The organism is Stenotrophomonas sp. SMYL20, from assembly GCF_036320045.1.
In the GTDB taxonomy this organism is placed as follows: Bacteria; Pseudomonadota; Gammaproteobacteria; order Xanthomonadales; family Xanthomonadaceae; genus Stenotrophomonas; species Stenotrophomonas maltophilia_A.
This window is the reverse complement of sequence record NZ_JAWIRT010000022.1, coordinates 48,745-68,135: the sequence shown is the minus strand read 5'-3', so window position 1 is coordinate 68,135 and position 19,391 is coordinate 48,745. Positions and strand designations below refer to the sequence as shown.

19 protein-coding genes are annotated in these 19,391 nt (G+C 67.7%); 11 read left to right on the top strand and 8 right to left on the bottom strand.

Going from position 1 to position 19,391, the window contains the following annotated elements:
• The first annotated feature begins 1 nt into the window (after position 1).
• Positions 2-463, top strand: a complete 462-nt coding sequence (locus tag V3B48_RS16715; protein ID WP_329894099.1) for a DUF3106 domain-containing protein — start codon at positions 2-4, stop codon at positions 461-463.
• A gap of 61 nt (positions 464-524) precedes the next feature.
• Here the strand turns inward: V3B48_RS16715 and V3B48_RS16710 are convergent, their stop codons facing one another.
• Positions 525-1,604 (bottom strand): NAD(P) transhydrogenase subunit alpha, encoded by a 1,080-nt coding sequence (locus V3B48_RS16710; RefSeq protein ID WP_032130088.1) that lies wholly within the window; start codon positions 1,602-1,604, stop codon positions 525-527.
• A gap of 52 nt (positions 1,605-1,656) precedes the next feature.
• The gene (locus V3B48_RS16705) at positions 1,657-3,978 is read right to left on the bottom strand and encodes a DUF1631 domain-containing protein (protein ID WP_049399982.1); all 2,322 of its coding nucleotides are present in this window, start codon (positions 3,976-3,978) and stop codon (positions 1,657-1,659) included.
• Positions 3,979-4,309: 331 nt separating this feature from the next.
• On the opposite strand from V3B48_RS16705, the gene V3B48_RS16700 reads away from it, so the two are divergent.
• Genes V3B48_RS16700 through V3B48_RS16685 form a run of 4 tightly spaced genes read left to right on the top strand, consistent with a single transcriptional unit; the run spans position 4,310 to position 7,179 of the window.
• Positions 4,310-4,891: a nitroreductase gene (locus tag V3B48_RS16700; protein ID WP_088028247.1), complete on the top strand. Its 582-nt coding sequence runs from the start codon at positions 4,310-4,312 to the stop codon at positions 4,889-4,891.
• Complete coding sequence (locus tag V3B48_RS16695) at positions 4,888-5,838, top strand: 5'-3' exonuclease H3TH domain-containing protein (RefSeq protein ID WP_329894098.1); 951 nt, start codon at positions 4,888-4,890, stop codon at positions 5,836-5,838. Before V3B48_RS16700 ends, V3B48_RS16695 begins: the two co-directional genes overlap by 4 nt.
• Positions 5,835-6,389, top strand: a complete 555-nt coding sequence (locus V3B48_RS16690; RefSeq protein WP_010481791.1) for an NUDIX hydrolase — start codon at positions 5,835-5,837, stop codon at positions 6,387-6,389. Before V3B48_RS16695 ends, V3B48_RS16690 begins: the two co-directional genes overlap by 4 nt.
• Positions 6,382-7,179: an N-formylglutamate amidohydrolase gene (locus tag V3B48_RS16685; RefSeq protein WP_329894097.1), complete on the top strand. Its 798-nt coding sequence runs from the start codon at positions 6,382-6,384 to the stop codon at positions 7,177-7,179. Before V3B48_RS16690 ends, V3B48_RS16685 begins: the two co-directional genes overlap by 8 nt.
• A gap of 147 nt (positions 7,180-7,326) precedes the next feature.
• Here V3B48_RS16685 and V3B48_RS16680 read toward each other — a convergent pair whose 3' ends face one another.
• On the bottom strand, positions 7,327-7,998 hold the full coding sequence (locus V3B48_RS16680) for a hypothetical protein (RefSeq protein WP_285303093.1): 672 nt from the start codon (positions 7,996-7,998) through the stop codon (positions 7,327-7,329).
• The gene (locus V3B48_RS16675; RefSeq protein WP_329894096.1) at positions 7,995-9,413 is read right to left on the bottom strand and encodes an MFS transporter; all 1,419 of its coding nucleotides are present in this window, start codon (positions 9,411-9,413) and stop codon (positions 7,995-7,997) included. The genes V3B48_RS16680 and V3B48_RS16675 overlap by 4 nt, the downstream gene beginning before the upstream one ends.
• A 105-nt stretch (positions 9,414-9,518) precedes the next feature.
• Between V3B48_RS16675 and V3B48_RS16670 the strand changes: the two genes are divergently transcribed.
• Positions 9,519-10,403 (top strand): LysR family transcriptional regulator, encoded by an 885-nt coding sequence (locus V3B48_RS16670; RefSeq protein WP_329894103.1) that lies wholly within the window; start codon positions 9,519-9,521, stop codon positions 10,401-10,403.
• A 139-nt stretch (positions 10,404-10,542) separates the two neighbouring features.
• Here the strand turns inward: V3B48_RS16670 and pip are convergent, their stop codons facing one another.
• Both pip and prmC read right to left on the bottom strand, forming a co-directional pair.
• On the bottom strand, positions 10,543-11,484 hold the full coding sequence (gene pip, locus V3B48_RS16665; RefSeq protein WP_032130095.1) for a prolyl aminopeptidase: 942 nt from the start codon (positions 11,482-11,484) through the stop codon (positions 10,543-10,545).
• Between the two features lie 48 nt (positions 11,485-11,532).
• Positions 11,533-12,390, bottom strand: coding sequence for a peptide chain release factor N(5)-glutamine methyltransferase (gene prmC, locus V3B48_RS16660; RefSeq protein ID WP_329894095.1), 858 nt, complete (start codon positions 12,388-12,390; stop codon positions 11,533-11,535).
• Between the two features lie 350 nt (positions 12,391-12,740).
• Between prmC and ahpC the strand changes: the two genes are divergently transcribed.
• The 5 genes from ahpC to V3B48_RS16635 all read left to right on the top strand — a co-directional run bounded on the left by ahpC (position 12,741) and on the right by V3B48_RS16635 (position 17,705).
• Positions 12,741-13,304 (top strand): alkyl hydroperoxide reductase subunit C, encoded by a 564-nt coding sequence (gene ahpC / locus V3B48_RS16655; protein WP_004144811.1) that lies wholly within the window; start codon positions 12,741-12,743, stop codon positions 13,302-13,304.
• Between the two features lie 225 nt (positions 13,305-13,529).
• Positions 13,530-15,122 (top strand): alkyl hydroperoxide reductase subunit F, encoded by a 1,593-nt coding sequence (gene ahpF, locus V3B48_RS16650; protein ID WP_100437922.1) that lies wholly within the window; start codon positions 13,530-13,532, stop codon positions 15,120-15,122.
• Positions 15,123-15,207: 85 nt separating this feature from the next.
• On the top strand, positions 15,208-16,170 hold the full coding sequence (locus V3B48_RS16645; RefSeq protein WP_032129919.1) for a LysR substrate-binding domain-containing protein: 963 nt from the start codon (positions 15,208-15,210) through the stop codon (positions 16,168-16,170).
• Positions 16,171-16,293: 123 nt separating this feature from the next.
• Entirely contained in the window at positions 16,294-16,698 is a 405-nt protein-coding gene (rnk, locus tag V3B48_RS16640; RefSeq protein WP_005408156.1) for a nucleoside diphosphate kinase regulator, read from the top strand.
• A 50-nt stretch (positions 16,699-16,748) separates the two neighbouring features.
• Complete coding sequence (locus V3B48_RS16635; protein ID WP_121504911.1) at positions 16,749-17,705, top strand: transaldolase; 957 nt, start codon at positions 16,749-16,751, stop codon at positions 17,703-17,705.
• Between the two features lie 561 nt (positions 17,706-18,266).
• Here the strand turns inward: V3B48_RS16635 and msrA are convergent.
• Positions 18,267-18,932: a peptide-methionine (S)-S-oxide reductase MsrA gene (msrA, locus tag V3B48_RS16630; RefSeq protein WP_279943243.1), complete on the bottom strand. Its 666-nt coding sequence runs from the start codon at positions 18,930-18,932 to the stop codon at positions 18,267-18,269.
• 30 nt (positions 18,933-18,962) lie between these two features.
• On the bottom strand, positions 18,963-19,226 hold the full coding sequence (locus V3B48_RS16625; RefSeq protein ID WP_010481810.1) for a DUF2007 domain-containing protein: 264 nt from the start codon (positions 19,224-19,226) through the stop codon (positions 18,963-18,965).
• Positions 19,227-19,391: the final 165 nt, after the last annotated feature.

Below are 19,391 nucleotides of genomic sequence, written 5' to 3'. Positions count from 1 at the left end.
CATGTCCCGACTGCACACCCTGCCCCTGCTGATGACCCTGTTGCTGCTGCCGGCCTTCCCGGCACTGGCGCAGAGCGCCGCGCCCGCCCCTGCCGCACGCCCTGCGCCGGCCGCACCGCTGCCGGCGTGGGAACACCTGAGCGAAGCGCAGCGCGAATCCCTGCTGGCGCCGCTGCGCGACCGCTGGAACAGCGCCGATGCCGGCCAGCGCCAGCGCATGCTTTCGCATGGCCAGCGCTGGCAATCGATGAGCCCGGAGGAGCGCGACAAGACCCGCCGTGGCCTGCGCCGCTTCGAGCACATGAACCCGGAACAGCGTGAGCAGGCCCGGGCCCTGTTCGGTCAGATGCGGAACATGCCGGCGGAACAGCGCGACGCCCTGCGCGAGCGCTGGTCGCAGATGACGCCGGAACAACGCAAGGACTGGGTGCGCGACAACCCGCCGCCGGCGAAGCCGCGGTAACGCCCCGGCGAACGGGGTCAGATCCCTTTGCCTTCGGCAAAGGGATCTGACCCCATGTCACTCACGCCTGCCAGCGTGTCTTCGCCAGCAACTCGTCGTCCCAGTCGAAACTGAGCTCCCCTTCGCGCACGAACAAGGCGACGAAGTTGAGCAGGTTGCGCGCGTACATCTCGCTGGCCTGGGTCGCGCCGCGGCTGGCCAGGCCCAGCGGGCCATCGATGGTCACGCCCTGATGTTCGATGCACTGCCCCGGCTGGGTCAGTGCGCAGTTGCCGCCGCTCTCTGCCGCCAGATCGACAATGACGCTGCCGGTGGCCATGCCTTCCACCATCGCGGCAGTCACGATCGTCGGCGCCGGTCGCCCCGGTACCGCTGCCGTGCAGATCACCACATCCACGCTGCGCAGGTGGTCGGCCAGCCGGCGCTGCTGCTCGGCGCGTTCCTCATCGGTCAACGCACGCGCATAGCCGCCTTCACCGGCTGCACTCACACCAAGATCAAGGAAGCGCGCGCCCAGCGACTGGATCTGCTCGCGGGTTTCCGGGCGCACGTCGAAACCTTCCACCTGTGCACCGAGACGACGTGCGGTGGCGATGGCCTGCAGACCGGCCACACCGGCACCGATCACCAGCACCTTGGCCGGGCGCACGGTACCGGCGGCGGTGGTCAGCATCGGGAAGAAACGCGGCGCACGCTCGGCCGCGATCAGTGCCGCCTTGTAACCGGCCATGCCGGCCTGCGAGCTGAGTACATCCATCGCCTGCGCGCGGGTGGTGCGCGGCAGCTGCTGCAGTGGGAACAGGTGCAGGCGGTCGCCAGCGGCCAATGCCGCAAGCGCCGGATCGCTGGCCGGGGTCAGCAGGCCGACCACGCTGGCAGTGGGCTTGAGCTGCTCCAGCACCGCCACCGGCGGTGCCTGCACGCACAGCAGGATATCGATCTCGGCCCAGCGACCTACATCGAACACACGTGCACCGGCGTCGTCATAGGCAGCATCGGTAAATCCCGCCGCCAGACCGGCGCCGGCCTCATACCAGACAGTGATGCCCAAGGCACCGAGCTTGCGCGCGGTTTCCGGCGTCAACGCCACGCGCCGTTCGCCCGGCGCGGTCTCCTTGATCCCCAGCAACGCCACGGCCATGCAGGTCCCCGCTGATCGGTGAGTTTTCCCGATCCTAGCAGGCGGCCACGGCTCAGTGCAGTGTTGCGCTGCCCGGGTCCAGCCGATCGATCACACCCTGCATCGCGCTGTCGAAGGCGCCATCGTCGACGTGGGCGCGCAGGCGGCCCAGCCGCACCATCACCGCCAGTTCTTCCGGCGAAGCCACGCAGAAGCGCACGCCGCGGCGGTTGACGAACAGCAGGCGCGAGGAAATCGGGCTGACCCAGGACAGCTTGCCGGCCTGCACCTTGCCGTCCTTGTCGACGAAGTCCAGCCAGTTGCCGATTTCCATGCGTCGGAAGCGGTCGGCGTCGGCGTTGTCGAAATCGTCGGCGTCGATCTGCCCGCCGAGCTCCACCGCTGGCGACTCAGCCACCGGCGGCGCCGGCAAGGCAACCTGCGGCAGCTCCGGCAGCGCGCGCTGCAGTTCCGGTCGCGATTCCGCAATGCCCTGCAAGGTGTCGTGCAGGGCGTCGATGGCACCGGTGGCGGCATCGCCGTGCACGCCGACACTGGCAAATACCTTGGCCAGCACCGGCTGCCAGGCCTGCAGCCACGGCTTGCCGACGATCTGGCGGCGGGCCTCGGCCACTTCCTCCAGCAGGCCGTCAGCCAGGCTCAGTGCCTCGGCCACCGACGCGCCCTCCTCGCCCTCGCGCAGCAGCGCCAGGGTCAGGTGGTGCTGCCATGGCTGGCGCAGGAACTCAGCGATGGCCGGCGGCAGGGTGGCATCGCCGATGCGGCGATCCAGTTCGGCACCCGCCCGGCTGCGGGCCATTTCCAGCTTCTCCTGGCCGCGCTGCGTTTCGGCGGCGCGGCGCTCGGCGATTTCCACGCGGCGGCGGTGCTGCACGAGGAACTCGCGGAATTCTTCTTCCAGGGTCAGGAAGATCGCCAGGTTCTCGTTGAACTCAGCCACCAGGCGCTCGATGATTTCCTCGACCTTGGCCATCAGCATGCGCTCGGCCTGGCTTTCGCCGGTATTCCCCTCGCAGGCTTCGGCCAGCGAGTTGAGCAGCTTGCGGGCCGGGTGGGTCTTCTGCACGAACATGCGGCGGTCGAGCATCGCCACCTTGACGAAGGGCACCACCAGGCGGCCGATCAGCTCGCGCGAGCGACCTTCCAGTTCGCGTTCGTCCAGCATCACGTCGAACAGCATGCCGACCAGATCGATCGCATCTTCGTCCTGCGGGTCCAGCCGGGTCTGGCCAGGATCGACGCCGAGACGCGTGGCGCTGGACAGCACTTCACTCTTCAGCCGCTGCGCCAGTGATTCGCCGTCCTCGCCGATGGCCGCACGCAGGGTGGCGCTGGGCGTGGCCTGCAGCAGCGACAGCACCGACATCATCTCGCGCTGGCTCAACGGGCGGTGCTGGCCAACCGCGACCTGCGCTGCCGAGGTGGCGTCCTCGCGAACGTGACGGGTCTGCTGCAGCAGCTCATGCAGGGCCTCCAGCAGCATTCCCTGCTGGCCGGCATACGCCTCGCCGTTGCCGGCATCCTCGCTCCCGAGGTGCTGCTGCATGTGGCCACGGCGCTCGGACCAGCGCGCAGCGAAGCGCTGTGCCCAGGCCGGCGCGGCCTGTTCATCATCGGTGAATTCGGATTCGAAGCCCGCCGCGTGGCGCGGCTCGACCAGATCGTCCGACCCGGGCGCCATGCGCGGGTCGGGCGCGGCCGACAATGGACGCCGCGGCGCCCCCATCTGCGACATCACGCCAGCGGCGGCCAGCTGCTCGTCCAGCTTCTCGTAGATGCGGCCCACCGGCGCGCGCAGGTCGCGCTCGCACAGCTTTATCAGCACCAGGTGCACTTCCGGCGCCAGTTCGCAGCCGGCAAAGGCCTCATGGATGGCCACGCCCAGATGTTCGGGGCTGACCGGGTTGTGATCGGCATCCAGCTCGGCGCCGCCGATCAGGCGGCCGAGGCGGCGGTCCAGCCGCGCCAGCACCGGCTTGAAGTCACGCAGCAGCACGGTGGCGAAATTGCGCACCGCCAGCCGCGATTCCAGTACATGTTCAGCCAGCAGGCTCAGGCCATCCTCGGCCGGCCCGGACAGGGTGGCTTCGGCCGACAACGGCTCGCCACTGGCCAGTGCATCCCAGGCCCGCTGCAGGTGGCCGGCGAAGGCGGCGGCGATGTCCTCACGGCGACGGCGCAGCTCGCGCATCGCATCCAGGAACAGCAGCTGCGACGAGCCAGCATTGCCGGCGCGGTCGAACAGTGCATCGTCGAAACGCGCCAGTGCGGCCCCGAACGCCTGGCACAGCGCCGGCAGGACCATGTCCCGGGCACGCTGAAGCTGGACCGGGTCACGGCCCGGCGATCCCATCGGTGTGGGCGCGCTCATCATTCGGGAAGGCTCCCCACCTTCTCTGGTACGACAGACAGCATGGACATCGCGACGGCCGGCACACCCCATGTGCCGGTACGTCGATGGTAGGCCGGCCAGCCCGTCACGGACAGTGAAACAGTCCTCACTTCAAACCTCATGACCGGCGGCCCGGCAAGATAGATATCGTAAGCCGTGCGAGGCCCACGAGGCGAGAGGAAGCGGTCGTCCCTTTCCCGCCAGTGGCATGATGTTCATCACAGTTTGATATTCAGGGGCGGGACGCGACACAGACGGCGTCATTGACCACCCCGACTATAATCAAACACCCGTGATGACCGGTTCAGACTCCATGCCCGACCCCGCTGCCCTGCTTGCCCTGGATGCCCGCCGCTCGGTGCCCTCGCGGCAACTGGGCGAGCCCGGACCGGATCCAGCCACCCTGCAGCGCATGCTGGCCTCGGCCGTGCGCGTGCCCGACCACGGCAAGCGCGTACCGTTCCGCTTCCTGAAGATCGCCGGCGATGCACGTCACACTCTGGGCGACTTCCTGGCCGAGCGCAGCCGCCAGCGCGACCCGCATGCCGGCGAGGCGGTATTCGAGAAGGACCGCCAGCGTTTCAGCCATGCGCCGCTGGTGATCGTGGTGGTCGCCAGCCCGCGCCCGGACCCGAAGGTGCCCGAACAGGAACAGCTGATGACCGCCGGCTGCGTCTGCTTCGCCCTGCTGCAGGCCGCGCAGGCGCTGGGCTTCGGTGCGCAGTGGCTGACTGCATGGATGGCCTTCGACCCGGTCGTGCAGGCACATCTGGGCCTGGCCGAAGGCGAAGGCATCGCCGGCTTCATCCACATTGGCACGCCCAAGGCCGATGTACCCGAACGCGAGCGCCCCGATCCGGCGGCCCTGCTGCGCGACTGGACGCCACCGGCATGACCCTGCCGGCTCCGCCGCCGTCGCTGTACCTGGTTGATGCCAGCATCTACGTGTTCCGCGCCTGGCATTCGCTGCCAGACCAGTTCCAGGACGCGCAGGGCTGGCCGACCAACGCCGTGCACGGCTTCGCCCGCTTCCTGCTCGATCTGCTCGAACGCGAGCGCCCGCGGCACATCGCCATCGCCTTCGACGAAGCACTCGACAGCGGCTTCCGCCACCGGCTGTATCCGGCCTACAAGGCCAATCGGGACCCGGCGCCGGAAGCGCTCAAGCGCCAGTTCGTACACTGCAAGGCGCTGTGCGCGGCGTTGGGCCTTGCGGTGCTTGCCCACCACGAATACGAAGCCGATGACCTGATCGGCAGCGCCCTGCACGTGCACCGTGGCAGCCACCGCGGGGTGATCATCTCCGCCGACAAGGACCTGTCGCAGCTGCTGCTGGATCACGACGAGCAGTGGGACTACGCACGCAACCAGCGTTGGGACGTAGCCGGAGTGAAGGCGCGGCACGGCGTGCACGCGCACCAGATCGCCGATTACCTGGCACTGTGCGGCGATGCGGTGGACAACATTCCCGGTGTCAGTGGTGTCGGCAGCAAGTCCGCCGCCGTGCTGCTGGCCCACTTCGGCAGCATGGATGCGCTGTACGAACGCCTGGACGAAGTGCCGTTCCTGCGCCTGCGCGGCGCGGCACAGATGGCGGTGCGCCTGCGCGAACAGCGCGAGCACGCCCAGCTCTGGCGCCAGCTGACCACCATCGCGCTGGACGCGCCGCTGGACGGCAGCCAGCCCGGGCTGCTGCGCCAGGCGGCCGACCCGGAGCTGCTTGGTGGCCTGTGCCAGACCCTGCGCTTCGGCCCGATGACCCGCCGCCGGCTGTTCGATGCCGCCGGCGTGGCCGACCCCGTTCCCACTCCATCCTTTTCCAATTCCGGCGAGCCCGCATGAGCCAGCGCAACACCGAAGCCCCGCGTGTCGTCTATGAAGGCAAGTACCAGCGCATGCTGGTGCGCGGCACCTGGGAATACAGCGAACGTACCCACGCCGGTGGCCTGGCCGCGATCATCATTGCCGTCACCCCGGAGGACAAGGTGCTGTTCGTCGAGCAGTTCCGCGTGCCGCTGCAGGCACCCACCATCGAGATGCCCGCCGGCCTGGTCGGCGACATCCACGCCGGCGAATCGATTGAAGTCTCGGCCGTGCGCGAACTGGAAGAAGAAACCGGCTGGACCGCCGATCACGCCGAAGTGCTGATGATCGGCCCGACGTCCTCCGGCGCCAGCAGCGAGAAGATCGCCTTCGTCCGTGCCACCGGCCTGCGCCGGATCGGCGAAGGTGGCGGCGATGACAGCGAGGACATCACCGTGCACGAGATTCCACGCAGTGAGGCCGCGGCCTGGCTGGTGCAGAAGATGGGCGAAGGCTACGAGCTGGACGCCAAGCTCTGGGCTGGCCTGTGGATGATCGAGCACCACCTGGACGGGCGCCCGCGTGGCTGACGCCGACCTGCATGCGCTGCCGGCGCTGCTCGGCGCCGACGACCCGGCAATCTACGCGATTCACCGGCCGCAGGGCGCTTCGCCGTACCTGCTGCTGGCCGACCACGCCGGCCAGCAGGTGCCGCACGCCCTCGCCGGCCTGGGCTTGCCACAGGTCGAACTGGACCGCCACATCGGCTGGGACATCGGCATTGCCGGCACCACCCGCGCGCTGGCCGAACGGCTGGATGCCTGGGCGATCGAACAGACCTATTCGCGGCTGCTGATCGACTGCAACCGCCCACTGGCCTCGCCGACGCTGACTCCGGAAGTAAGCGACCACACCGTGGTCCCGGGCAATGCCGGGCTGTCGGCGGCGCAGCGGCAACAGCGCATTGATGCGATCCACGCGCCGTACCACGCACGCATCGACGCCGAACTGGACGCACGCCGCGATGCCGGTCGCCCCACCCTGCTGGTGATGATGCACAGCTTCACGCCAGCGATGAACGGCATGCAGCGGCCGTGGCATGCCGGCGTGCTGTACCACCAGGACACGCGCTTTGCGCATGCACTGCTGCAGGCACTGCGCGACGAAGGCGACCTGGTGGTGGGTGACAACGAACCGTATTCGGTCAGCAGCACCAGCGACTACGCGGTGCCGGTGCATGGCGAGGGCCGCGGTCTGGTGCATGTGGAACTGGAAATCCGCCAGGATCTGATCGCCGATGCCGCCGGGCAGCTGGCGTGGGCGCAGCGGCTGGCGCGGATCTTCAGCGCGCTGCAACCGCAGTTGCTGGCCGCCGGGTGATTTACCCAGGCTTGGTAGTGCCGGGGGGGGGGGGGGGCGGGGGGGGGGGGCCCGCCCGCCCGGGGGGGGGGGCGGGGGGCCGCCCCCCCGCCGCCCCCCACCCCCCCCCCCCCCCCCCCGCGCCCGCGCCCGCCCCCCCCCCCCCCACTACCGCAATACGGGCGCATCCATCCACGGGAACGGCTTGAACCCGTGCACCTGCACGGTCGCACCGATCGCTTCGAGATCATCCTTGATCGCCTGCGCGCGGCGACGATCCAGCGCCTCACCCAGCACCAGCGGCAACGCACGGCAGCGCGCCAACGCCTCGCCCACCGGAATCTCCAGCAGGCGCGCCACGCGCTGCGCTGCGGCTTTGATCTGCCCCTCCGAGCACGCCTTCAGCGTCAGATCGAAGGAAGCGAAGATGCCTGCGCCCACCCCTGCCTCGCGCGCCTCCACTTGTTCCTCAGCACCCGCTTCGCCCAGAGCCTCGTCGATACCCTCGACCTGCTGGAACGCGTCGTACTCGGCGTAGTACGCCAGTGCCTGCGCGTAGTCCTGCAGCGACGACAGCGGGCGTTGCCGCTTCTGCACATCCAGCACGTCGGCAAACGTGGCCGGCTCCAGATACGGGAACAGCCCCATCGCTGCCGAAGCGGCCGATCGCTCGCCGTCGTCATCCAGCGCTTCATCACTGGATGACGGCAACCACAACCGCGCAGCCAGCAGGTCCTCGTTGCTGGCCATCACCCAGCCGAAGGCGTTCCACACCTCATCGTCATCGTTGCAGGCAGCGAAGGCATGCAGGGTCTGTTGCAGGTCCAACAGTTCGATCATGCGTCGGTGCTCAGGCAGGCAGTCGCTGCCGAGTCTACCGGCGCCGGGCGCAGGCCCAACGCGATCACCACGCCGAGCGCGGCGAACAGCGCGGCGCCGTACTGTGCATTGACCATGCCCTGCAACGCATCAGGGCTGGTTGCCGCCTGCGTGCCGCGCGCGGCGTTGGCGACCATCACCAGTACCGCCAATCCCAAGGCGCCGCCGATCTGCTGGGCGGTGGCCGCCATGCCGGACGCGACGCCTTGCTGCGGACCCGGCACGCCCTGCCCGGCCACGATCCACATCGCCGTCCAGCTCATGCCCTGGCCAACGCTGAGCACCACGATGCCCGGCAACAGCGGCCAGTAGCTGCCGCCATGCGGCATCGCCAGCGCCACCGCGGCGATGCCGACGGCACCTGCGGCGAAGCCCCAGGCCAGCACCTGCCGTGGCGAACGGCGCCGCAGCATGCGTTCGGCAATCCGGATGCCGAAGGTGCACACCAATGTCGGCAGCAGGAAGGCCATACCGGCCTGCAGCGGGCTCCAACCATAGCCATCCTGGAAGTAGAGCGCCAGGAAGTAGTACTGCACGCCATAGCTGCTCATGAAAGCGAAGGTCAGACCCAGCGCGGCGCGGAGGCCGGGCAGGCGCAACAGCGAAAACTGCATCAGCGGGTCACGGCTGCGCTTTTCGATCTGTACGAACACCGTCAACAGTACGGCTGAAAGCAGCAGGCAGATGAGCGTGGCCGGCGCCGTCCAGCCCCACTCCGGCCCTTGCACCAGGGTGGTGACGAGCAGGCTGCCGCCGGCGGTGACGGTGAGACAACCGGCCAGATCGAAGGAACGGCCCTGCACGCGTGGACCATCGGCCGGCAACCACGCGCCGGCCGCGACTGCACAGGCGGTGGCCAGCGGCACGATCACCGCCAGCACCGCCGGCCAGCCGAATGCCTGGGTCAGCACGCCGCCGAGCAGCGTGCCCAGCGCCAGGCCCACCGCGCTGGCCATGCTCCAGATCGCCAGCGCGCGATTGCGTACCGGGCCTTCGGCGTACAGCGTGTTGATCAGCGCCAGCGTGGCCGGGAACAGCAGCGCCGCCCCGACGCCTTGTGCGGCGCGCGCGATGATCAACAGCGTGGCGTTCGGCGCCAGCGCGCCGAGCAGCGAGGCCAGCGCGAACAGCAGCATGCCCAGCCGGTAGAAGCGGCGGCGGCCGATCAGGTCGGCGGCGCGCCCGCCGAGCAGCAGGCTGCCGCCGAAGGCCACGGTGTAGGCACTGACCACCCATTGCAGCTGCTGCGCGTTGATCTGCAGCGCGCGGCCCATGTCATGCAGGGCAACGAAGATGATGGTGGCATCCAGGGCGATGATCAGCTGGGCGGTGGCCAGCAGGGTCAGCGCCCAGCGCGGGTATTTGAGGGGAGGCATCGGCGGTCTGGCGCGGTGGGGGAGCGCAGTCTCATTGATGCGAGCCAATCAATAAACCCCTCCCCGACCATATCTGTCATGATTTTCGGCATGAATGGAGCCTCGATGGACCTCAATGCGGTGCGCATGCTGGTGCAGGTGGCCGAAGCCCGCAGTTTCACCGTGGCCGCCGGCCAACTGGGCCTGAGCCAGTCCGGCCTGTCGCGCGCGATCGGGCGGCTGGAGGCCACCCTCGGTGTGAAACTGCTGCAGCGGAACACCCGCAACGTGGCGCTGACGCCGGACGGCCGCCAGTTCGTCGAGCAGGTAGCGCCGCTGCTGGCCGGTCTCGACGATGCCGAGCGGCAATTGGCGGATCGTCCGTGCACGCCCTCAGGCACGCTGAAGATCAGCGCGCCGTCGATGTTCGGGCGCAGGGTGCTGGTGCCTTTGCTTGGGCCGTTGCTGCAGCAGCACCCGCAGCTGCAGGTGGAAGCCGTGCTCAGCGATCGCCTGGTCGATCTGGTCGAGGAAGGCTTCGATGCCGCGCTGCGCACCGGCGTCATCGCCGACCAGCGCATCGTCGCGCGGCCCTTGCCGCCGCTGCGCTGGGTGACGGTGGCCAGCCCCGCCTATCTGGCCCGCTGTGGCGCACCGGACGATGTGGCCGCGCTGCAGGACCATGCCTGCCTGGCGGTGCGCAACCTGCGCAGTGGCCGGCTGGTGGACTGGCAGTTCCTGCAGGACGGGCAACTGCGCGAGTTCACGCCGCCGACGCGGATGGTGTTCGACAGCGGCGATCCGCTGGTGGAAGCGGCCATTGCCGGTATCGGCATCGTGCAGGTGATGGATTTCGCCGTGGCCGATGCGTTGGCCGATGGCCGCCTGCAGAGCGTGCTGCAGCCGTTTGAAGGCCGCAGCCGCGCGCTGTCGTTGATCTACCCGCCGTCGCGGCAATGCTCGCCGAAGCTGCAGGTACTGGCCGACGCGTTGCTGGCTGGGGAGTGGTAGCGCCGGCCGCTGGCCGGCGTCTCCAGGAATCCAACCGTTTCCCGGTTGCCGGCCAGCGGCCGGCTCTACCAGACTGCGGTTGATCCACGCCATGCGTGGATGAGGGCCGATAGCGCCGGGCATGGCCCGGCGTTACCGATCAGGCGAAGCTATCGGTGGCGCGCACCAGCGCGTCCACGTTTTCGGCTTCGAACGCCGAGTGGCCCGAGGCCGGCGTGATTTCCAGCTTCGCCTTCGGCCACACCTTGGTCAGGTCCCAGGCGTTGGCCAGCGGGCAGACCACGTCGTAGCGGCCGTGCACGATCACGCCAGGGATGTCAGCGATGCGGTGCGCGTCGCGCAGCAGCTGGTCTTCCACCTCGAAGAAGCCGCCGTTGACGAAGTAATGGTTCTCGATGCGGGCAAAGGCCAGCGCGAAGTGCGGGTCTTCGTGGCTGTTGATGAAGTCGTCGTCGACGTGCAGGAAGCTGGTCGCGCCTTCCCACACCGCCCACGCCTTGGCCGCTTCCAGGCGGGTGGTTTCGTCTTCGCTGGTCAGGCGACGGTGGAAGGCCGAGATCAGGTCATGACGCTCCACCGACGGAATCGGCTTCAGGTAATGCTCCCACGCATCCGGGAACAGGCGGTTGGCGCCTTCCTGGTAGAACCATTCCAGCTCCCAGCGACGCAGCATGAAGATGCCGCGCAGGACCAGTTCGGTCACGCGCTGCGGGTGGGTTTCGGCATAGGCCAGCGCCAGGGTCGAACCCCAGCTGCCGCCGAACACCTGCCAGCGATCAACCTTGAGGTGCTCGCGCAGCTTCTCGATATCGGCGACGAGGTCCCAGGTGGTGTTGTCCACCAGGTCCGCGTGCGGGGTGGAACGGCCGGCACCGCGCTGGTCGAACAGGATGATGCGGTACTTGGACGGGTCGTGGAACTGGCGCATCTTGTCGCTGCAGCCGCCGCCCGGGCCACCGTGCAGCATCACCACCGGCTTGCCGTCCGGGTTGCCGCACTGTTCGAAGTACAGCGTGTGGCGGTCGTCGACCTTCAGGGTGCCGACGTCGTAGGGGGTGATGGCGGGGTACAGCGTACGCATGCTTGCAGCTCCAGGGTGATGCCCTGCCGGGGCAGGAGAACCTCCATTCTAGGCCGGACGCCGGCCCAGGGTGATCCGGTCGCGCTGCTCCAGATCCTGTACGGTCTGCACCTCCGTAAAACCCGCCGCGTCGAACAGCGCGCGGATCGCCGCGCCCTGGTCCCAACCGTGCTCGATCAGCAGCCAGCCACCGGGCAGCAGATGGGCCTGGCCACCGTCGACGATGCGGCGGATGTCATCCAGCCCGTCCACGCCGGAGGCCAGCGCGGAAGCCGGTTCAAAACGCAGGTCGCCCTGCTCCAGATGCGGGTCGTCGCTGGCGATGTATGGCGGGTTGCTGGCAATCAGGTCGAAGCGTGCACCCTGCAGTGGCGCATACCAGTCGTGCCCGCCCTCGGCGAAGCGGACGTTGCGCAGTTCATGGCGCGCAGCATTGCGCGCGGCCACGGCCAGCGCGCCCGGGCTGGCATCGGTGGCCAGCACCTGCGCTTGGGGCCGTTCGCTGGCCAGTGCAAGTGCAATCGCACCGCTGCCGGTGCCCAGGTCAGCCAGCTGCAGCGATTGGTCTGGCGGCAGCCGCTCCAGCGCCAGCTCGACCAGCAGCTCGGTTTCCGGACGCGGGATCAGCGTGGCCGGGTCGACCTCCAGGTCCAGCGTCCAGAAACCGCGGCGGCCGGTCAGGTAGGCCACCGGCTCACCGGCCACGCGGCGGGCCAGCAACGCTTCGAAGGCGGCCAGGTCGGCGGCGGCCAGCGGATCGGTGGCATGCGCGAACAGCCAGCTGCGCGGGCGCTCCAGCACATGCAGCAGCAGCAGTTCGGCCTCGTGGCGGGCCTCGACGCCGCCGAGGCGGGCACTGGCCTCGGCCACGATCTGGCGCAGGGAGGGTTCGGTTTGGGAAAACATGCCGCAATTGTAGAGCGGAGCCCATGCTCGGCTGCTTCTGGCGCAGTCGAGCTACACATCCACAGGTCCGCAGTCGAGCATGGCTCGACTCTACAAAAGGCTGCAATCCGTTCAGGTTCTGCCCGAGGGGATAAGGAGGGACTATTGGCCCTATTCAGCCGTTCCGGAAGATTTTCCTTGTCACACAGGCAGTTGCAGGATGAAAGCGTCTGGGTTCAGTGCCTGCTCAGTGCATTCTGATAGACTGTATCTATCAAATAGATGCAATCAATGGATTGTTCTTATCGATAGCGAGTCGGTACTCTAGGTCTTGTCGATTCACCCACTCCCCTTCACCCAGAGGAAAAACGATGTCCCTGATCAACACCCAGATCCAGCCGTTCGAAGCCAATGCTTACCTGAATGGCGAGTTCATCAAGGTTTCCGACAGCACCCTGAAGGGCCAGTGGTCGGTCCTGATCTTCATGCCGGCCGCCTTCACCTTCAACTGCCCGACCGAGATCGAAGACGCCGCTGACCATTACGCCGAGTTCAAGAAGGCCGGCGCCGAGGTCTATATCGTCACCACCGACACCCACTTCTCGCACAAGGTGTGGCACGAAACCTCGCCGGCCGTCGGCAAGGCCCAGTTCCCGCTGGTCGGCGACCCGACCCACCAGCTGACCAACGCCTTCGGCGTGCACATTCCGGAAGAAGGCCTGGCCCTGCGCGGCACCTTCATCATCAACCCGGAAGGCGTGATCAAGACCCTGGAGATCCACTCCAACGAGATCGCCCGTGACGTCTCCGAAACCCTGCGCAAGCTGAAGGCTGCCCAGTTCACCGCCGCCAACCCGAACCAGGTGTGCCCGGCCAAGTGGAAGGAAGGCGAGAAGACCCTGACCCCGTCGCTGGACCTGGTCGGCAAGATCTAAAGCGGTACCGGCCTGCCGTGGCCCCACGCCACGGCGCGCCTTTCATCCCCGTGCCGGTCCCCCCGCCGGCGTGGGGGTGAACCCAAGACAGCCAACGCTCGCCCGCCTTGGCCAGCCAGCCCCTTCCACGGTCGCTGTCTTGGGTTCACCCCTACCCCCTGCTGGTCCGCTACCTTCTACAGCGGTGCCACGCCCCCTGTTTGCCTGAAGCCAGGAGATGACCCGATGTTGGACGCCAACCTGCAGTCGCAGCTGAAGACCTATCTGGAGCGCGTGACCCGCCCGATCCAGATCACCGCGCACGCCGACGACGGCGCCAAGTCGCAGGAAATGCTGGAACTGCTGCAGACCCTGGACAGCCTGTCGGACAAGATCTCGCTGCAGGTGCTGCGCGATGGCCAGGGCCGTGTGCCGTCCTTCGACCTGGGCACCCCGGGCCAGGATATCCACCTGACCTTCGCCGGCCTGCCGATGGGCCACGAGTTCACCTCGCTGGTGCTGGCGCTGCTGCAGGTCGGCGGCCACCCGTCCAAGGCCACCGCCGAGCTGATCGAGCAGGTGCAGAACCTGGAAGGTGAATACAAGTTCGAAACCTACTTCTCGCTGTCCTGCCAGAACTGCCCGGACGTGGTGCAGGCGCTGAACCTGGCCGCGGTACTCAACCCGCGCATCCAGCACGTGGCCATCGACGGTGCCCTGTTCCAGGACGAAGTCGAGAAGCGCGAGATCATGTCGGTGCCGACCGTGTACCTCAACGGTGAAGTCTTCGACCAGGGTCGCATGACCCTCGAGCAGATCGTCGCCAAGCTGGACACCAACGCCAGCAAGCGCGATGCCGAGAAGATCGCCGCCAAGGATGCCTTCGACGTGCTGGTGGTGGGCGGTGGCCCGGCCGGTGCGGCAGCAGCGATCTATGCTGCACGCAAGGGCATCCGCACTGGCATCGCCGCCGAACGTTTCGGTGGCCAGGTGCTGGACACCATGGCGATCGAGAACTTCATCTCGGTGAAGGAGACCGAGGGCCCGAAGCTGGCCACGGCACTGGAACAGCACGTGCGCGAGTACGAGGTGGACATCATGAACCTGCAGCGCGCCAGTGCGCTGGTGCCGGCCGGTGAAGACGGCCTGGTGCAGGTGCAGCTGGAGAACGGCGCGGTGCTGAAGTCGCGTTCGGTGATCCTGTCCACCGGCGCACGCTGGCGCCAGATGAACGTGCCGGGCGAAGACCAGTACCGCAACAAGGGCGTGGCCTACTGCCCGCACTGCGATGGTCCGCTGTTCAAGGGCAAGCGCGTGGCGGTGATCGGCGGCGGCAACTCCGGCGTGGAAGCGGCCATCGATCTGGCCGGCATCGTGTCGCATGTAACCCTGCTGGAGTTCGATTCCAGCCTGCGCGCCGACGAAGTGCTGCAGAAGAAACTGCGCAGCCTGGCCAACGTCACCGTGCTGACCAGCGCACAGACCACCGAAGTGCTGGGCGACGGCAGCCGTGTCACCGGCCTGGTCTACAAGGACCGTGTCGGCGGCGACGCCCACCGCGTCGAGCTGGAAGGCATCTTCGTGCAGATCGGCCTGCTGCCCAACACCGAGTGGCTGAAGGACACCGTGGCGCTGTCGCCGCGTGGCGAGGTCGTCATCGATGACCGCGGCCAGACCAACCTGCCGGGCGTGTTCGCTGCTGGCGATTGCACGACGGTACCCTACAAGCAGATCATCATTGCCATGGGCGCCGGTTCGACCGCCGCACTGAGCGCGTTCGACCACCTGATCCGCTCGTCGGTGAGCAGCAGCAGTGGTGCCGTTGCTGAAGCTGCCTGATCCACCGTTCCCAGATCACCGGGAACATTGTCTGCCTGTCGGGTAACCATGCCGTCAGCCGGTCCGTTACCCCTGGGGTGTAAGGATGAACCTACGTGATCTGAAGTACCTGGTAGCCCTGGCCGACCACAAGCATTTCGGCCGGGCTGCCGCCTCCTGCTTCGTCAGCCAGCCGACGCTGTCCACGCAGATCCGCAAGCTGGAAGAAGAGCTGGGCCTGCCGCTGGTGGAACGTGCACCGCGCAAGGTGATGCTGACCCCGGCCGGCCAGGAAGCAGCAGCACGGGCACGGGTGATCGTGTCCGAAGTGGAACAGCTGAAGGAAGCGGCACGTCGCAGCCGCGATCCGGAAGCCGGTACGGTGCGCCTGGGGATCTTCCCGACCCTGGGCCCGTACCTGCTGCCGCATGTGATTCCGCGCATCCGCGATCGCTTCCCGGAGCTGGAACTGCTGCTGGTCGAGGAAAAGAGCGATGTGCTGCTGGACCGCCTGCGCGAAGGCAAGCTCGACGCTGCACTGCTGGCCCTGCCGGTGATCGACGACCAGCTGCATGCCGAGTTCCTGTTCGAGGAACCGTTCCTGCTGGCCGTGTCCGGGCGCCACCCGTTGGCCCGTCGCGAACACCTGGACGTGCAGGAACTGGCCACGCAGAAGCTGCTGCTGCTGGAAGATGGCCATTGCCTGCGCGACCAGGCGCTTGAAGTCTGCCGCCTGTTCGGTGCCAACGAGAAGTCCGAGTTCCGCGCCACCAGCCTGGAAACGCTGCGGCAGATGGTCGCCGCCGACGTCGGCATCACCCTGCTGCCAAGCCTGTCGGTGCAGCCGCCGGTGCCGCGCTCGAACAACATCCGCCTGCTCGACTTCACCGGCGAAGGCCGCCCCAGCCGCCGCATCGCCATGATCTGGCGCCGCAGCTCGGCCATGAACGACTTCCTGATGGAGCTGGCCGATCAGTTCAAGCGCCTGCCGCAGGCGCTGTTCACCCTGGAAGCGGTCAACGCCGCCGGCGACACGACCGCCCTGCCCGGCCCCGCGCTGAACGGCTGAACCCCCGCAGCACCGGCCTGGAATCGGCAGGAGTCGATTCCGGTCGCATTTGTCCCCACAATACAGACAGGCGGCGCCAGCAGGTGCCGCCTTTTGCATGGCTTTCAACCAAGGAGCTTCACCATGAGTACCGCCAGCGGCCTGCCGCCGTCGATCACCGTTTCCACCTTCGACATGGACCGCCTGGACGCCATGCTCGAATCCCCTGCGCTGAGCCAGACGCCTGCCGCGCTCGCGCTTGCTGAAGAACTCAACCGTGCCACCGTGCTGGCACCGGACCAGATTCCCGAAGGCATCGTCATGATGCATTCGCGCGTGGAGTGCGAAGATGAAGTGTCGGGCGAGAAGCACGTCCTGACCCTGGTCTTCCCCCGCGAAGCCAACGTCGATGAAGGCAAGGTTTCCGTGCTGGCCCCGGTCGGCAGTGCCCTGCTCGGCCTTTCGATCGGCCAGAGCATCGACTGGAACGCGCCCGGCGGCCGCAAGCTGCGCCTGCGCGTGACCGCGGTCCACAACGACCGCCCCTGATTACCGCTGCGCACCGCGCGCGATTCGATCCCCCTGCACCAGGAGCCGTAATGAGTACCCCGTCCAAACTGTCCCAGCTGCGCGAACTGTCCGTGGTCGTTGCCGATACCGGTGACTACGAGGCGATCAAGCGCCTGCAGCCGGTGGACTGCACCACCAACCCGACCCTGGTGAAGAAGGCGCTGGACCTGCCGGTCTACGCCGAGCTGATCGAACGCGAACTGGCCTGGGGCCGCCAGCAGAGTGGCGACCGCGAAGCCGTGGTGCACGCCGTGGCCGACCGCCTGACCATCGGCGTCGGCGCGCTGCTGAGCACGCTGGTGCCGGGCCGCGTGTCCACCGAAGTGGATGCCGACCAGGCCCACGACACCGCTGCCACCGTAGCCAAGGCCCGCCAGTTCATCCAGATGTACGCCGATGCCGGCGTCCCGCGCGAGAAGATCCTGATCAAGATCGCCGCGACCTGGGAAGGCGTGGAAGCCGCGCGCATCCTGCAGGCCGAGGGCATCGACTGCAACCTGACCCTGATCTTCAACCCGACCCAGGCGCTGGCCTGCAGCGAAGCCGGCGCGTTCCTGATCTCGCCGTTCGTCGGCCGCATCCTGGACTGGTACGTGGCCAACGGCCAGACCCCGGCCAACATCGATGAAGACCCGGGCGTGAAGTTCGTGCGCGGCGTGTATGCCGAATTCAAGCGCCGCGGTTCGCCGACCGTGGTGATGGGCGCCTCGTTCCGTTCGACCGCGCAGATCGAAGCGCTGGCCGGCTGCGACCGCCTGACGATTTCGCCGGACCTGCTGGAGAAGCTGGACGCCGACCACGGCGAGCTGCCGCGCAAGCTGGTGGCCGGTGCGGCCGACGGCGTGGCGGTGACCCCGATCGATGCGGCGAAGTTCGCAGCGGATCTGGCGGCCGATCCGATGGCGACCGAGAAGCTGGCGACCGGCATCGATGCGTTTGCCAAGGATCTGCAGGCGCTGCGCGAGCGCATTCGTTCGGAACTGTGATTCCGGCGAACGGCTGAGCCCCTCGTGGCGGGGGCTTGGTCGCGAAGAGCGGGTCATGCGGTTGGCAGGGTGGGTAGGCCGTGCAGGGGACGCTGCAAGTACGTCCATGTAAGCTCGGTCGCCGCATCCATGCGGCTCACGCCCCTGCACGGCCTACCCACCCTGCCTTCGACAGATTCCGGCGGCCGCCCGCCACGGATGAAAGAAAGAAGAGCAAAGCGGGTCGCGCGCTTCGCTTGCTCACAGTCGAGCAAGCTCGACTCTACGGAGCAATGCACGATCAAACAAAAAGGACGCGGCGAAGGCCGCGTCCTTTTTGTTTTCCTTCAGTTCGTCAGTAACCCATGCTCTTGCCCACCGTCACCGGGAAACTCTCGGAGGTGGGGCGGTGTGGGTTGGCAGGACCGTTGGCGCCATGGATGGCGCCATCGAGCCCCCAAGGACGGGTTTACGGCGCGTCCTGACAACCCACACCGCCCCGCCCAACCCGCAGAAACGCAGAGCCGCTTTGGCTTTGGCTTCTGCCGTAGATTCTGCCCGCCGCAGGCGGACCACCGCGCGTCAGCGCGGCGCCTCCACATCCAACCCGATCGGGCAGCTCACCCCGGTGCCGCCGATGCCGCAGTAACCGTTCGGGTTCTTCGCCAGGTACTGCTGGTGATAGTCCTCGGCGTAGTAGTACGCCGGTGCCGGGTACTCGATCTCGGTGGTGATCACCCCGTAGCCGGCTGCGGCCAACTGCGCCTGGTAGGCCTCGCGGCTGGCCAGCGCGGCGGCGTACTGCGCCTCGTCGGTGGCGTGGATCGCCGAACGGTACTGGGTGCCGGTGTCGTTACCCTGGCGCATGCCCTGGGTCGGGTCGTGGCTTTCCCAGAACAGCTGCAGAAGCCGCTCCAGGCTCACCACCGCCGGGTCGAACACCACCTGCACCACTTCGGTGTGGCCGGTCAGGCCCGAGCACACCTCTTCATAGGTCGGGTTCGGGGTGATGCCGCCGGCATAGCCCACCGATGTGCTGTACACGCCCGGTTCGGTCCAGAACTTGCGCTCGGCGCCCCAGAAGCAGCCCAGCGCGAAGCGGATCTGCTGCAGGCCGGCAAAACGGTCCTTCAGCGGATGGCTGTTCACGAAGTGCTGGTTGCTGTGCAGCGGCAGCGGTTGGTCACGCCCCGGCAGTGCTTCTTCCGGGCGCGGCAGGCGCTGCTTGAAGGCGCCGATGCCGAGGATGCCCTGGCCAATTCCCAACATGATGCGCTCCTAGGCCGGAAGGCCGGCTATGTCGTCTGCATCTGAAATGGGGGCGTCCGGCGCGTGGCCCAAGTCCAGCGCCGCCACGATGTCCTCGGCCTGCGGCCGTGCCGCATCAGGGATGCCCACCCGCAGCACGCCGAACAGTGGCAGCTCGCCCATGCCGCCCAACAACGACTCGCCGAACACGAAGGCCGGGATGCCGGCATCCTCCAGCGCGTGCTTGACCAGGTGGGCGTCGAACAGGTTGTCGGCCTTGTACACGATGTGCATGCGGCAGCTCCGTGGGACAGGGTTCCAGCATACGCCCGGGGGTGGTGACGGCGCATGACCGTTCTGCCGGCCAGCGGCCGGCACTACCCAATTGCACGGCGATCCACATTCCGCCGGCCAGCGGCCGGCGCGTGCGGGTCGAGGGGCTGGTGGGGGCGGCCGCGG

Coding starts and splice junctions, on each gene's coding strand:
- V3B48_RS16635 (WP_121504911.1), top strand. CDS start 16,749: ATGAGTACCCCGTCCAAACTGTCCCAGCTGCGCGAACTGTCCGTGGTC.
- V3B48_RS16715 (WP_329894099.1), top strand. CDS start 2: ATGTCCCGACTGCACACCCTGCCCCTGCTGATGACCCTGTTGCTGCTG.
- ahpC (WP_004144811.1), top strand. CDS start 12,741: ATGTCCCTGATCAACACCCAGATCCAGCCGTTCGAAGCCAATGCTTAC.
- V3B48_RS16625 (WP_010481810.1), bottom strand. CDS start 19,226: ATGCACATCGTGTACAAGGCCGACAACCTGTTCGACGCCCACCTGGTC.
- V3B48_RS16645 (WP_032129919.1), top strand. CDS start 15,208: ATGAACCTACGTGATCTGAAGTACCTGGTAGCCCTGGCCGACCACAAG.
- V3B48_RS16690 (WP_010481791.1), top strand. CDS start 5,835: ATGAGCCAGCGCAACACCGAAGCCCCGCGTGTCGTCTATGAAGGCAAG.
- V3B48_RS16700 (WP_088028247.1), top strand. CDS start 4,310: ATGCCCGACCCCGCTGCCCTGCTTGCCCTGGATGCCCGCCGCTCGGTG.
- V3B48_RS16705 (WP_049399982.1), bottom strand. CDS start 3,978: ATGATGAGCGCGCCCACACCGATGGGATCGCCGGGCCGTGACCCGGTC.
- V3B48_RS16670 (WP_329894103.1), top strand. CDS start 9,519: ATGGACCTCAATGCGGTGCGCATGCTGGTGCAGGTGGCCGAAGCCCGC.
- V3B48_RS16710 (WP_032130088.1), bottom strand. CDS start 1,604: ATGGCCGTGGCGTTGCTGGGGATCAAGGAGACCGCGCCGGGCGAACGG.
- pip (WP_032130095.1), bottom strand. CDS start 11,484: ATGCGTACGCTGTACCCCGCCATCACCCCCTACGACGTCGGCACCCTG.
- ahpF (WP_100437922.1), top strand. CDS start 13,530: ATGTTGGACGCCAACCTGCAGTCGCAGCTGAAGACCTATCTGGAGCGC.
- rnk (WP_005408156.1), top strand. CDS start 16,294: ATGAGTACCGCCAGCGGCCTGCCGCCGTCGATCACCGTTTCCACCTTC.
- V3B48_RS16695 (WP_329894098.1), top strand. CDS start 4,888: ATGACCCTGCCGGCTCCGCCGCCGTCGCTGTACCTGGTTGATGCCAGC.
- V3B48_RS16680 (WP_285303093.1), bottom strand. CDS start 7,998: ATGATCGAACTGTTGGACCTGCAACAGACCCTGCATGCCTTCGCTGCC.
- V3B48_RS16675 (WP_329894096.1), bottom strand. CDS start 9,413: ATGCCTCCCCTCAAATACCCGCGCTGGGCGCTGACCCTGCTGGCCACC.
- prmC (WP_329894095.1), bottom strand. CDS start 12,390: ATGTTTTCCCAAACCGAACCCTCCCTGCGCCAGATCGTGGCCGAGGCC.